General features: G+C 63.3%; 13 protein-coding genes. 7 read left to right on the top strand and 6 right to left on the bottom strand.

The window, feature by feature from the left end; translation table 11 throughout:
• Window positions 1–274 precede the first annotated feature (274 nt).
• Both RAD15_RS37045 and RAD15_RS37040 read left to right on the top strand, forming a co-directional pair.
• Complete coding sequence (locus RAD15_RS37045; protein WP_458183662.1) at window positions 275–1441, top strand: FIST N-terminal domain-containing protein; 1167 nt, start codon at window positions 275–277, stop codon at window positions 1439–1441.
• Between the two features lie 5 nt (window positions 1442–1446).
• A complete protein-coding gene (locus tag RAD15_RS37040) occupies window positions 1447–2796 on the top strand; it encodes a hybrid sensor histidine kinase/response regulator (protein WP_458183703.1) in 1350 nt (449 codons plus the stop codon).
• Between the two features lie 103 nt (window positions 2797–2899).
• Here RAD15_RS37040 and RAD15_RS37035 read toward each other — a convergent pair whose 3' ends face one another.
• Window positions 2900–3361, bottom strand: coding sequence for a MarR family winged helix-turn-helix transcriptional regulator (locus tag RAD15_RS37035; protein WP_458183661.1), 462 nt, complete (start codon window positions 3359–3361; stop codon window positions 2900–2902).
• 192 nt (window positions 3362–3553) lie between these two features.
• Here RAD15_RS37035 and RAD15_RS37030 point away from each other — a divergent pair, with 192 nt between their 5' ends.
• The 5 genes from RAD15_RS37030 to RAD15_RS37010 all read left to right on the top strand — a co-directional run bounded on the left by RAD15_RS37030 (window position 3554) and on the right by RAD15_RS37010 (window position 7541).
• The gene (locus RAD15_RS37030; RefSeq protein WP_458183660.1) at window positions 3554–4231 is read left to right on the top strand and encodes a VOC family protein; all 678 of its coding nucleotides are present in this window, start codon (window positions 3554–3556) and stop codon (window positions 4229–4231) included.
• Window positions 4232–4278: 47 nt separating this feature from the next.
• On the top strand, window positions 4279–5619 hold the full coding sequence (locus RAD15_RS37025) for an epoxide hydrolase family protein (protein WP_458183659.1): 1341 nt from the start codon (window positions 4279–4281) through the stop codon (window positions 5617–5619).
• A gap of 24 nt (window positions 5620–5643) precedes the next feature.
• Window positions 5644–6057, top strand: coding sequence for a cupin domain-containing protein (locus RAD15_RS37020; RefSeq protein WP_458183658.1), 414 nt, complete (start codon window positions 5644–5646; stop codon window positions 6055–6057).
• Window positions 6058–6110: 53 nt separating this feature from the next.
• The gene (locus RAD15_RS37015; RefSeq protein WP_458183657.1) at window positions 6111–6572 is read left to right on the top strand and encodes a carboxymuconolactone decarboxylase family protein; all 462 of its coding nucleotides are present in this window, start codon (window positions 6111–6113) and stop codon (window positions 6570–6572) included.
• Between the two features lie 93 nt (window positions 6573–6665).
• A complete protein-coding gene (locus RAD15_RS37010) occupies window positions 6666–7541 on the top strand; it encodes an alpha/beta fold hydrolase (RefSeq protein ID WP_458183656.1) in 876 nt (291 codons plus the stop codon).
• 11 nt (window positions 7542–7552) lie between these two features.
• Here RAD15_RS37010 and RAD15_RS37005 read toward each other — a convergent pair whose 3' ends face one another.
• From RAD15_RS37005 to RAD15_RS36985, 5 genes are all read right to left on the bottom strand, one after another.
• Entirely contained in the window at window positions 7553–8254 is a 702-nt protein-coding gene (locus RAD15_RS37005; RefSeq protein WP_458183702.1) for a response regulator, read from the bottom strand.
• Window positions 8254–8385 carry a hypothetical protein gene (locus RAD15_RS37000; RefSeq protein ID WP_458183655.1) on the bottom strand — a complete coding sequence of 44 codons (132 nt, stop codon included), beginning with the start codon at window positions 8383–8385 and terminating at the stop codon, window positions 8254–8256. The genes RAD15_RS37005 and RAD15_RS37000 overlap by 1 nt, the downstream gene beginning before the upstream one ends.
• Complete coding sequence (locus tag RAD15_RS36995) at window positions 8382–9068, bottom strand: response regulator (RefSeq protein ID WP_458183701.1); 687 nt, start codon at window positions 9066–9068, stop codon at window positions 8382–8384. The genes RAD15_RS37000 and RAD15_RS36995 overlap by 4 nt, the downstream gene beginning before the upstream one ends.
• Window positions 9069–9221: 153 nt before the next feature.
• The gene (locus RAD15_RS36990; RefSeq protein WP_458183654.1) at window positions 9222–10409 is read right to left on the bottom strand and encodes a c-type cytochrome; all 1188 of its coding nucleotides are present in this window, start codon (window positions 10407–10409) and stop codon (window positions 9222–9224) included.
• A gap of 133 nt (window positions 10410–10542) precedes the next feature.
• Window positions 10543–12258 (bottom strand): PQQ-dependent methanol/ethanol family dehydrogenase, encoded by a 1716-nt coding sequence (locus RAD15_RS36985; protein WP_458183653.1) that lies wholly within the window; start codon window positions 12256–12258, stop codon window positions 10543–10545.
• Window positions 12259–12448: the final 190 nt, after the last annotated feature.

Raw genomic sequence — 12448 nt, 5'->3', positions numbered from 1 at the left:
AGCCATGTTCTTGCAACGATCTTGCGGCCCGGAAGCAGCCCTTTTCCGAACCCGTGCGGAAAATTAAGGCAGAATTGTCAAGGGGTGGTAAATTCGTCCGGGCCGCAACCTGGATGGAGAGAGTCTCTGCCCGCAGGGCTTGTCCCGCCTTTTGTCCAGCCTTGCTGGGGGACCGCGGGCGCCGTGTTGCGGCTAACCGGAAATCGCCTTACTCTCGGATACTTATCAGGCACTTGGCGCTTAGACCAAGCTGGTCATCGAGGGGAGAAACGGAGTGGGGCAAACCGATTTTCGGTTTGGCGGTGCGTCTGGCGTTGCCGTGGCCAAGTCGAAGGCTGCGAGCGTCGATGAAGCCGTGGCCGAGCTCGCCGCGCAGCTCCCCTCCGACGAGCTGGCGCTGATCCTGCTGTTCCTCTCCCCCAGCTACGACCCCCATCACTTCATCGCCGAGATCACCCGGCAATTCGACGAGACCCAGGTCTGCGGTTGCACCACCGCGGGCGAGCTCGCCCCTGATGGCTGGGACGAGAATAGCGTCGTGGCGCTGGCGTTCAGCCGTGCCGACTTCGCCGCGGCGGTGCGGCCCATTTTCAACCTCGACAGCTTCCGCGTCGAGGACGGCCGCAGGATCGGCGGCGAGCTCCGGCACGAGCTGCTGCGGGCCACCCCGCAGGTCGACCGCGGCAGCCCCTTCGGCCTGGTCTTGATCGACGGCCTGTGCCGCCGTGAAGAGGCGGTGATGTCGGCGATCTATGCATCGCTGGACGACATTCCGGTCGTCGGCGGGTCCGCGGGCGACGGGATGCGCTTCGAGAAGACCTGGGTGTTCTTCGACGGCAAGGCGCACACCAATGCTGCCCTGCTGATCCTGTTGAACACATCGCTGCCGTTCCGCGCCTTCAAGTGCGACAATTTCGAGCCGCGGGCGCAGAAGATGGTGGTGACCGAGGCCGACATCGAAAATCGAATGGTCAGGGAGCTGAATGCAGAGCCTGCCGCGCTGGAATATTCGCGTGTGGTCGGCATCATCGACGCCAAGCTCGATCCGTTCTCCTTTGCGTCGCATCCGGTCCTGGTGCGCGTCGGCGGCTCCTATTACGCGCGGTCGATCCAGCGCGTCGAACCGGACGGCTCCCTGCATTTTTTCTGCGCCATCGATGAGGGCATGGTGCTGACCGCAGCGACGTCGCGAAGCCTGGTCGGCTCGACCCGCGAGACGTTCGCCGAAATCCGCGACCAGATCGGAGACGTTTCGCTCTATATCGGCTTCGAGTGCCTGCTCCGCCGGCTCGACGCCGAGCAGCACCAGCTCGCCCGCGACATGTCCGAACTGTACCGGCAGAACCGCGTCGTCGGCTTTCACACCTATGGCGAACAGTTCGGCTCGATGCATGTGAACCAGACCTTCACGGGCGTCGCGATCGGAAGGCGCCCGTCGTGACGGACATGTGGCAGGGCCCCGATGCGGTCGACCAGCTGCGGCGCGAGGCCGCCAAGCTGAAGAAGATCAATGCCGCTCTGATGTCACGCGTCGAGCGCTCGATGGACCAGCAGCTCAACGCCTTTTCATTGTTCGAAACCGCCATTGCGCTCGACCACAAGGTTCGCGACCGGACGCACCAGCTGCGCGAAGCGCTGCATTCGGTGGAGCACGCCAATGAGGGTCTCTACCGCGCCAAGCAGCAGGCCGAGGCGGCAAGCTCGCTGAAATCCTCGGTGCTGATCTCCGTCACCCACGACCTGTTGCAGCCCCTCAACGCGGCGCGCCTGACCCTGTCGGCGCTGACCGAGATGATGGAATCGCAGGAGGCGGGCCTGCTCATCGATCAGGCCGACCGCTCGCTGGTGATGCTGGAGGACCTGCTGCGGTCGCTGCTGGAAATCGCCAAGCTCGACGCCGGCGCGCTCAAGCCGGACGTGCGCGCGATCGCGCTGGCGCCCTTGTTCGAGCAGCTCCGCAACGAGTTCGAGCCGATCGCCGCGCGGCAAGGCCTGTCCTTGCGCATCCGCACATCGCCGCTTGCCGTGATGTCGGATGCGATGATGCTGCGGCGGATCCTGCAGAACCTGCTTGCCAATGCCATCCGCTATACGCGCAACGGCGGCGTCGTCATGGGATGCCGGCTGAGGGGCGACCACATCTGCATCCAGATCTCCGACACCGGGCCTGGAATTGCACAGGCGCAGCAGGAAGCGATCTTCCGCGAATTCCAGCGCGGCGAGGCCATTGCGACCGACCAGGCCGGCTTCGGGCTCGGCCTCTCCATCGTCCGCCGCTTCGCGACCGTGCTCGGGCACGAGGTGCGGTTGTCATCGCAGGTCGGCAGGGGATCGACCTTCACCCTGGAGCTGGAGCCGGCCGACCTCACCGAAGTCGGCGACGAGGTGCACGAGGTCAAGCTCGCCGAGCGGCACTATAGCGGGCTCGAAGGCGCCAAGATCCTGCTGATCGAGAACGATCCAAACGGCTCGGAGGCGATGGCCGCGCTGCTGGAGGGATGGGGCTGCGACGTCGCGACCACACGCTCGGCGGCGGATGCGCTGCTGCGCCTCAGCGAGCTCGGCGGCGCGCCCGATGCCGTGATCGCCGACCTCCACCTCGATCACGGCGAGAGCGGCCTGTCGGCCATCGCCGACGTTCGGGAGCATCTGAGGCTCGACACCCCCGCCATGATCATCACCGCCGACTACTCCGAGAAGGCGGCGAAGGAAGCGAGCCTCCACGGCCTCGAGGTGCTGAAGAAGCCGATCAAGCCCGCCGAGATGCGGGCGCTGCTGTCGTTCCTGCTAAGCTAGCCGGCACGGATGGTCTTCGCCTGGTTCCGCTTGCGGCGGCGCTATCGGGCATAGCCAAAACAAAACTGTCGAAAGCAACCTCATGCAAAGTAGGTAGGGCCTGTCACTCCTCCTCCATCGCCTTGATTAAATTGTCGCGGAGCCTGACGACGCTTTTCTGCAGCCGCGCGAACTCATCCGGCTTGAGTCCGCTCGACTTCACGAGATTCATGTGCATGCCTTTCTCGCGGAGGCGGCGGCCGGCGTCGGTGAGACTGACGCGCACCTGCCGCTCGTCGGCGGGATCGCGCTGGCGGCGCAAATAGCCCATCGCCTCGAGCTTTTTGAGGATCGGCGTCAGGGTGTTGGATTCCAGGAACATCTTGTCGCCGAGTTCGCTCACGGTTTGGTCGTCCTGCTCCCACAGCGCCACGATCGCGATCCACTGCGGGTAGGTCAGGCCGAGTTTATCGAGACCCGGCTTGTAGGCTCGTCCGTAGGCGAGGTTGGCCGAATAGATCGCGAAGCACAGGAAATCGTCGAGGCGCCGGGCGCCCTCGGCCGGTCCCGGTTTCTGGTTGGTCATTGAATCGTCTCTGGAATCGGCCCTGGGACCGTTCTTCAGGCTCATTGGGCACCCTTTCCGACACGGACATGTGAAGTTCCGCATGCATATATATCGCATCCGATTAAATCGGAAGGGTTGACATTGAGGCCCCGCGGCACTTTATACGGCGCACGCGATTACATCGGATACGATCTAATTTAGGAGAGAGCCATGCCTGCCCAGAATGCAAACGAGACCACCCGCGCGCCAACGATCGACATGAAGCTCGAGGTCGTCGTCATCCCTGTTTCCGACGTCGATCGCGCCAAGAAGTTTTATGCGAACCTCGGTTGGAGGCTCGATACCGATTTCGCGGGGCCTGACGACTACCGCGTCATCCAGTTCACACCGCCCGGCTCCCCCTCCTCGGTCATCTTCGGCAAGAACGTGACCGCGGCGGCACCCGGCTCCGCCCAGGGCCTGTACCTGATCGTCTCCGACATTGAAGCCGCGCGAGACGATCTGCGCGGTCGCGGTGTCGAGGTCAGCGAGGTCTTCCACGCTGAAGGCGACGTGCACACCGGACCCGACGAGCCCTATCTGTTCGGCCGCCGTCGGATTGCTGGTCTGGATCCCGTGCGCACCAGCTATCGTTCGTACGTCTCGTTCAACGATCCCGACGGCAACGGCTGGCTGTTCCAGGAGATCACCACGCGATTACCGGGACGCATAGAGGCAGCAGGCACGACATTCACCTCCTCGCCCGAGCTCGCGAGCGCGCTCCGACGTGCGGCCGCAGCACACGGTGAGCACGAGAAGCGGAACGGCGGTCAGTACGATGCGAACTGGCCGGACTGGTACGCTGACTACATCGCCCGCGAGCAGGCCGGCCAGCCGCTGCCGGCCTGAGCCGCAGCTGCAACGTCACCCAATTGAACGAGTGAGGGAGAGTCCCAATGCGTGCGCAATCAGTTTCGGAAATCATCAACCCGGACCGGCGCCAGCTCATGCTTACCGCCGCGATGGGAATTGCCGCGGCGGCGGCCGCAAGTGTTCTTTCCACGCACCCGGCGACGGCAGCCACAAGCGACGAAATCCGGCCTTTCCGGATCAATATTCCGGAAGAGGCGCTGATCGATCTGCGCAGCCGCATAAACGCGACGCGGTGGCCGGAACAGGAAACCGTCGCCGACGAGTCGCAGGGCGTACAGCTTGCGATCCTTCGGGACCTCGCGCGCTACTGGGCGACGGACTACGACTGGCGGAAGATCGAGGCAAAGTTGAACGCCCTGCCCCAGTTCATCACCGAGATCGATGGACTGGACATTCATTTCCTTCACGTTCGTTCGAAACATGAAAATGCCCTGCCGCTCATCGTCACGCATGGATGGCCCGGTTCGATCATCGAGCAGTTGAAGATCATCGATCCTCTCACCAATCCCACGGCACACGGAGCGAGCGCATCGGACGCTTTCCATGTCGTGATCCCGTCCGTTCCCGGCTACGGCTTTTCGGGCAAACCGACCACCAGCGGCTGGGGCCCCCCTCGCGTCGCGCGCGCCTGGGTCGAGCTGATGAAGCGCCTTGGCTACACCCGCTTTGTCGCGCAAGGCGGGGACATCGGTGCTCTCATTACCAATGCGATGGCGGAACAGGCGCCGCCGGAACTGCTGGGCATCCACACCAACTTCCCCGGCACGATTCCGCCGGAGATCACAAAGGCGTTGCAGATCGGTGAGGCACCATCCGGTCTCTCAGCCGACGAGCACCGCGCCTTCGGCCAGGTGAAGGATTTTCGCGCCAAGCATTTTGCCTACGCCGCAATGATGGCGACGCGGCCGCAGACGCTCTATGGCTTGGCGGATTCGCCGGTTGGCCTCGCCGCTTGGATTCTCGACCACGGCGACGGTGATGCGCAGCCGGCGGCGGCGATCACTTCGGCCGTGCTCGGGCGCACCATCAATGGGCATTCCGCAGGCGACGTCACACGCGACGACGTCCTCGACGACATCACACTCTACTGGCTGACGAACACCGCGATCTCGGCGGCCCGCTTCTATTGGGAAAACAAGGGAATGAGCGCACTGAACGCGGTCGACATCTCGATTCCCGCTGCCGTGAGCGTCTTTCCAGGCGAAATCTACCAGGCTCCGCGCAGCTGGACCGAGCGCGCCTATCACAAGCTCATTCACTACAACAAGGTCGACCAGGGCGGACACTTTGCAGCCTGGGAACAGCCGCAACTTTTTGCGGAAGAAGTCCGCACAGGCTTCCGGTCGCTGCGCAAATCGATCTGAACATTCTGCCCAAGGGAGCACGAAATGACCGAGCATCAGGTGAAGAAGAAAATCCTGGCGATCGCGGCGCTTGTCGCCGGAAGCGTCCTGGCTTCCAGCGCGGCGCAAGCTCAGCAGGCGGGCGTGACACGCACCGATCTGCAGCGGCACGATCTCTCCGCCCCCGGACGCGAAGCCGTCCAGGTACGCGTCGACCTTGCTCCGGGGGTGGCCTTCGGCAAGCACACGCATCCCGGCGAAGAGATCATCTATGTCCTCGAGGGTTCGCTCGAGTACCAGATCGAGGACAAGCCGCCGATCACGCTGAAGGCCGGCGACGTCCTGTTCATTCCGGCCAGAACGGTTCATGCGGCAAGGAACGTCGGCAGCGTCACCGGCAGCGAACTCGCCACCTATATCGTCGAAAAAGGTAAGCCGCTGCTCGCATTGGTGAAGTGACGGCGGCGAGCGACGAAAAAGACCTGAGCACTTCCGTTTATCAAGGAGCTAAAATGAGCAAGCGCCTCGACTACAATCAGATCGCACCGGCAGGCGTGAAAGCGCTGGGCGGCGTCTACGGCTACGTCATGCAGAGCAGCCTTTCCCCTGCGCTGGTCGACCTGGTCTATCTGCGAATTTCGCAGATCAACAACTGCGCGTATTGTCTCGACTCGCACACGCGCGACTTGCTCAAGAAGGGAGTGAAGATGGAAAAGCTCGCGCTGCTACAGGCGTGGAGGGAGGCCGGCAACCTCTTCGATGAGCGCGAACGCGCCGCCCTGGCATGGGCCGAAACGGTGACACGCGTCGCGGAGACCAACGTACCGGACGAATCGTATCAGGCCGCCCGTGTCGTGTTCGACGAACGAGAGCTCGTGGACCTCACGATCGCGATTGGCTTGATGAACGCCTACAATCGCATGGCCATCAGCTTTCGGAACACGCCGCAGGCCGTACTCGAGCATCAGGCGTAGCAGCAGCCCGAACTCTTCTCCGCCGGGCCTCCTTGGCCCAAAGATCACCTCGACTGGACGCCGATCTCGTAACGGGATGAAAGGACACTGACCATGTCACACCGGATCAACGAAAACCCGATCGGTTTCTTCGAGATCAGCGAAGATATCACGCTCAGAAGGATGGTTCTGCGCAGCACGAGACCGAGGGGGACCGTTCTCTTTCTGCACGGCTTTCCAGAGACCCTGTATGCCTGGAAGGATATCGGCGCGGCCCTCGCCGATGACTACGAAATCCATGCTTTCGATTGGCCGGGCTACGGTCTTTCATCGAGGCCCGCGGTCGACAGGTTTTCCTACGCGCCAAAGGACTACGCGCATGTTCTGGACCAGTACATCGCGAAAGCAGACATCGACGCATCCAGGCTCACGATCTACGCAACGGACATCGGAGCCCTACCGGCACTCCTGCTGGCGGTGGAAAAACCTTATATCGCAAGGGCCATCATCGTTGGCGACTTCGCCCCGTTCAACCGGCCGCAGTTCATGTCCGAGAATCTGCAAAATCTGAAGGCGGGGCCTGCCATGGAGCAGGTCCGCGCTAACATGAACAGGAATCGCGACGAGATCCTGAAAAACGTCTTCACAAGAGGCTTGCCCAAGGAAGCGCAGTTCGAAGTTTCGCAGGAATTCAGGGACGACATGTCTCACGGATGGAGTCACGGCGCCATGACGACCGTAGACGCTTTCTCCCACTACTACTCGCACTTCACGCGAGACCAAGACCACTTCGAATCGCAACTCGCTCGGCTCAAAACTCCGTTGAAGGTGGTTTGGGGTGAGAAAGATCTCTACATCAAGAAGGAGATGGGAGTAGAACTCGCTGAAAGGGTCCGCGCGGAATTCGCGCTTCTCCCCGGCATTGGACACTACCCTCACCTCCAAAATCCGGAGAGAACCGTCGACGACGTTCGCGCCTCGTTCCGATGACTGACGCCTGGCTATCCCGAGGGCGGATCGGCCTGCGAACGCTCCCGCTTCGTGCCGGTCCCCTCGGCTGCCAGCGTCGCGAAATCGATCCTGGACATTTCGACGATCGCCTTGGTGCGGCTCAGCACGTTGAGCTTGCGCAGGATGTCGGAGACGTGGACCTTCACGGTGGTCTCCGAAATTTTCAGCTCGTAGGCGATCTGCTTGTTCTGCAGGCCACGCTTGAGCATTTCGAGCACACGCAACTGCTGCGGCGTCAGCTCGTGCAGGCGCTTGATGAGATCCTGCGCGGGGCCGGAGGCGCGTTGCGGGCGGATGAGCCCACGATAGGCGGCGGGCACACAGACCGCACCGCGCAGCACCTCGCCGATCGCCTGCGCCAGATCCTGCTTGGACGATGATTTGAGGATGTAGCCGGAGACGCCGAGCGACAAGGCGCCCGACATGATCTGCCGATCCTGATGCCCCGACACGATGACGACGGGAATTCTGGGAAACGCCTTGCGGATGCGGATGATGCCCGAAAGACCTGTTGTGCCCGGCATCGACAGATCGAGCAGGATGAGGTCGAGCTCCGTGGTCGCCGCCACCAGATCGAGCGCACCGTCGATCGACGTCGCCTGGAGGATCTCGGCCGCCGGCGCCACCATCTGGAGCGCGCCCTCGAGCGCCTCGCAGAACAGCGGATGGTCCTCGACGATCAGAAATCGCATCACGTATGAGCCATCATTCTGAAGACCTTGCCGAAGATGTTGCCGGGATCGATGTTGAATTGAGCGAGCCGAGAATGGCTCAGCCGGGTCAAACCGGCTTGATCCAGGTCAAGAACGACACCGCGCGTCATTGCGGCCGCCCGCGATCGAGCCGCGCATAGGGCCGGCCCTTGGGATCGGGCAAGTCCATCTTGCCGATCTCGATGATCGCCTTGTTGCGGCTGAACAGGCCGAGCTTGCGCAGGATCTCGGTGATGTGCGCCTTCACCGTGGATTCGGCGAGCTGAAGCTCCTGGGCGATCTGCCGGTTCGGATAGCCGCGCCGCAACAGGTCGAGCACGCGAAGCTGCTGCGGGGTGAGCTCGCGCAGCTTGACCTCGAGCGCCTTGCTGGCATCGGCCCGCCGCCGCTGCGGCGCCGCCACGAAATCCTTCGGCACCGACACCGATCCATTCAGCACGCCCTCGATCAATTGCGCCAGCTCGCGCTTCGACGTCGACTTCGGCAGATAGCCGGCGGCCCCCAGCGCCAGCGCCTCGCGGACGACGTGCTGGTCCTCCTCGCTCGACACGATGGCGACGGGCAGGCGCGGATAGGCCTCGCGCAAACGCAGAAAGCCGGAGAAGCCGGTCGCATCAGGCAGCGACAGGTCGAGCAGCGCGAGGTCGATGCCCTGCTCGGCCGTCAGGATATGCAGGGCATCCTCGATCGACATCGCCTCGAAGATCCGCGCGTCCGGCAGGGCCAGCCGCACCGCATTGCCGAGCGCCTCGCGAAACAGCGGATGATCGTCGATGATCAGGAAGCTGGTCATGGCGCCTTCACAGGACTGCATCGCCGAACACTGCACCGCACAGGCATCCACCGCAGCAGCGGAAGAGGCACCACCATGCGGCACCCGTCCGGCGCCGGGATGGTGCCGGACGGACGCTACCACATCCTCCTGATCGGGTTCGGTCAAGATCGTTCAGTCGTTCGATTCGGACTGGACCGTCAGCAGGAAGGAATAAATGTTGTCGAACTGGTCGTCGGTGAAGACCTCCTTCCAGGCCGGCATCCCCTTGGACGGCCGGCCGTCATGCACGGTCGTCCAGAATTTCTCGCGCATCTCGTCGCCGTAGCGGTGACGCAGCAGCCGCAAATCGATCTTCCGCTCGCTCTGGATCGCGTCGGGACCATGGCAATGCGCACAGGTGCCGTTGAAGATCTCCTTGCCGGTGCCGACGGCCTCGGCCCCCGGCGCGGCCGCGTCGGCCTTGGTCTCGGTCGCCACCACATTGGCGATCTGCGTCACGCTGGTTCCGGTTCCCGTCCCCGTGGTCACTGCCGCGGGCACCGTTTGCGCCGCGCCGAAGCGAACCGGTTGACTGGTCGGCAAGCCGTATTTCACCGCGAGATCGCCGATCGTGCCCTGAAGCTGCGGCAACACGGCATCGACGCGGTCACGCAGCTCGGTCGAGGTCTTCGCAAAGCCGATGGCCGCGTCCCATGACAGGCCTTCGCCCTCGGTGAGCTGAAGCTGATAGCGATCGCCATAGCTGGTCTTGTTCAGCCAGCCGGCGACCGGACCCCAGATGAAGGCGACGTCGGCCCTGCCCTGGTCAAGCGCCTGCATGCCTTCCTCGGGCGACAGCACGGTCACCTTCTGGATGTCATCGCGGCTCGCGAGCAGGTTTTGCGGCGTGCTGGCGAACTGCACGGCGACCCGCTTGCCCCTGAGGCCGTCGATGCCGCCGATCGCCTTCCCCTTGGCGGCCACGAGGGCATAGCCCTGCTTCGCGAAGGTGTTGGAGAAGATCACGGCCGGTCCCATGAAATCCTCGGACCGCGGCAGCCCGATCATGGCATCGCATTGCTTGCCGAGCAGCGTGACGCGCACGGTGCGCTTGCCGAAATAGGATTTGTACCAATCGTAGGCGATCGGCCGGCCGAGTGCCTGCGCCAGGGCCTGCCCGATCTCGACATAGAAGCCCGGCTGCGACGGACTATCGCTCGAGAATGGAAGATTGGTCGGATCGGCGCAGAGACGGAGCGGCTGCGCCTCGTCGGCGTGCAGCGGCGAGGCCGGAGTGATCAGCGCCGCGGCGGCACATGCGAACAGGGCCGTGATGGAGCGATGTCGGGTCGCACCGATGCCAGAATGATTCGGACGCATCCTCGTCTCCCGTAGCTTTGTTGAGCCGGAGCTTTGTGAAACAGCGCTGCGGCAGGGCATCAGCCGATGCCGCAACTGTCGTCTGGAAAAAGCGCGCGCGTATCCGTCACCTCGAGGATACGCGCGCGAGTGGTCACTGGACGGAGAACACGAAGAGCGAACCGCCCTCGGGAGCTGCGGCCGTCATCTTCTTTCCTACCTCGCCCAGGAACGCAGGCAGCGCCGCCGTACGGCCGACGACGATGGCGACATATTGCTTGCCGTCGACCTGGTAGGTCACCGGGCCCGCGCCGATGCCGGAGCCGAGATTCTTGCTCCACAGCACCTTGCCGGACTTCGCATCGATGGCGCGGAAGTCGCCATGGATGTTGCCGGCGAACACCAGGCCGCCGCCGGTGGTCAAGGTGCCGCCGTTGAACGGTAGGTCTTCCTTGATCGACCAGACCTTCTTCTGCGCAACCGGATCCCAGGCCACGAGCTCACCGAGGAACCCGCCGGGGCCCGCCTTGGTCGGGAATTCCGCGCCGAGATAGAACACGCCGCGCTTGTAGGCGACATCACTGACCGACCAGTCCATGCAGACATTGTTGGACGGGATGTAGACGAGGCCGGTCTGCGGGTTGAACGACATCGGCTGCCAGTTCTTGCCGCCGATCAGGTTCGGGCAGATGTCCTTGGCGGGATGATTCGGTCCGGGGCGCTTGTCGGGATCCTCGACCGCGCGCATGGTGGCGATGTCCCACTTCTGCGCCCAGTTGGAGAACACGTATTTCTCCGCCGAAAGCACCTTGCCGGTCTCCCGGTTGGCGACGAAGAAGTAGCCGTTGCGATCCGCCTTCATCAGCGTCGGGACGGTGCTGCCGCCGATCTTCAGATCCGCGAGCACCGCTTCGTTGACGCCGTCATAGTCCCAGGCATCGGCCGGCGTGGTCTGGATGTGCCACTTGATCTTGCCGGTGTTGGGATCGAGCGCGAGCGTCGAGGCGGTGTAGAGGTTGGTCAGCTTGCCGAAATTGCCGTCGCCGGTCGAGCGCACCGCCGTGTTCCACGGGCCGGGATTGCTGGTGCCCCAATAGACCGTGTCGCTCTTCGGATCGTAGGAGCCGACCAGCCAGGCCGCGCCGCCGCCATGCTGCGCGGAATCGCCCTTCCAGGTATCGCCACCGGGCTCGTCGGGCGAAGGAACGGTGAAGGTCTGCCACACCTGCTTGCCGGTGTTGATGTCGAAGGCCTGCAGCGAGCCGCGCACGCCGTATTCGCCGCCGCCGAAACCGGTGATGACCTTGTCGCGCACGACGAGCGGCGGCGAGGTGATGACCGAGCCCTGCTTGTAATCGACCACCTTCGCCGTCCACAGCGCCTTGCCGGTCGCGGCATCGAGCGCCGTCAGCTTGCCGTCGAGGCGGCCGACGAAGATCTTGCCGTCGGCATAGGAGACGCCGCGGCTGTTCACGTCGCAGCAGGCGTATTGCAGCACGTCATCGGGAATGTCGGGCTCGTAGGTCCACTTGCGCACGCCGGTGGCCGCATCGAGCGCGTAGACGTATTTCGGACCCCACGAGCTCGAAACGTAGAGCGTGTTGCCGACGACGATCGGCGAGGATTCGTTCGAGCGCAGCGACGCCAGCGAGAAGGAATAAGCGAGCGTCAGCTTGCCGGCGTTCTCGGTGTTGATCTGCTTGAGCGGGCTGAAGCGCGTGTTGGCATAGTCGTGGCCGGCAACGGCCCACTGGTTCGAATCGGATTGCGCCTTGAGCAGGGAGTCGTTGGCGCGAACGCCCGGTGTAACGGCGGCAAGCATCGCAATCATGGAGATGCCGGCCAAGAAGCCCTTCGTTCCAAAGGTCATGTATCCCTCCGCGGTGTTTGTTGTGTACGCCTCGTTGGGCGCCTGCGCGCGTCGCGCTCGTGATGTGCAGTTTGCCTGCGAGCCATCGTTCGAAATTACAGCATCGCCTTTTCGCGCTTAGTATAGGCGGAAGGTAGTAGTGCAGATCATCGGCACGTTTCGCTGCGCATCTCGTTGTCCGGGCTTGCAT

It is taken from the genome of Bradyrhizobium sp. 14AA, from assembly GCF_054185205.1.
This window is presented reverse-complemented; position numbering and strand designations above follow the sequence as displayed.

What these genes read in the sequence shown, in the direction of transcription:
- RAD15_RS36995 (WP_458183701.1), bottom strand. Translation starts at nt 9,068, where the DNA reads ATGACCAGCTTCCTGATCATCGACGATCATCCGCTGTTTCGCGAGGCG.
- RAD15_RS36990 (WP_458183654.1), bottom strand. Translation starts at nt 10,409, where the DNA reads ATGCGTCCGAATCATTCTGGCATCGGTGCGACCCGACATCGCTCCATC.
- RAD15_RS37005 (WP_458183702.1), bottom strand. Translation starts at nt 8,254, where the DNA reads ATGCGATTTCTGATCGTCGAGGACCATCCGCTGTTCTGCGAGGCGCTC.
- RAD15_RS37015 (WP_458183657.1), top strand. Translation starts at nt 6,111, where the DNA reads ATGAGCAAGCGCCTCGACTACAATCAGATCGCACCGGCAGGCGTGAAA.
- RAD15_RS36985 (WP_458183653.1), bottom strand. Translation starts at nt 12,258, where the DNA reads ATGACCTTTGGAACGAAGGGCTTCTTGGCCGGCATCTCCATGATTGCG.
- RAD15_RS37040 (WP_458183703.1), top strand. Translation starts at nt 1,447, where the DNA reads ATGTGGCAGGGCCCCGATGCGGTCGACCAGCTGCGGCGCGAGGCCGCC.
- RAD15_RS37025 (WP_458183659.1), top strand. Translation starts at nt 4,279, where the DNA reads ATGCGTGCGCAATCAGTTTCGGAAATCATCAACCCGGACCGGCGCCAG.
- RAD15_RS37035 (WP_458183661.1), bottom strand. Translation starts at nt 3,361, where the DNA reads ATGACCAACCAGAAACCGGGACCGGCCGAGGGCGCCCGGCGCCTCGAC.
- RAD15_RS37000 (WP_458183655.1), bottom strand. Translation starts at nt 8,385, where the DNA reads ATGACGCGCGGTGTCGTTCTTGACCTGGATCAAGCCGGTTTGACCCGG.
- RAD15_RS37020 (WP_458183658.1), top strand. Translation starts at nt 5,644, where the DNA reads ATGACCGAGCATCAGGTGAAGAAGAAAATCCTGGCGATCGCGGCGCTT.
- RAD15_RS37030 (WP_458183660.1), top strand. Translation starts at nt 3,554, where the DNA reads ATGCCTGCCCAGAATGCAAACGAGACCACCCGCGCGCCAACGATCGAC.
- RAD15_RS37010 (WP_458183656.1), top strand. Translation starts at nt 6,666, where the DNA reads ATGTCACACCGGATCAACGAAAACCCGATCGGTTTCTTCGAGATCAGC.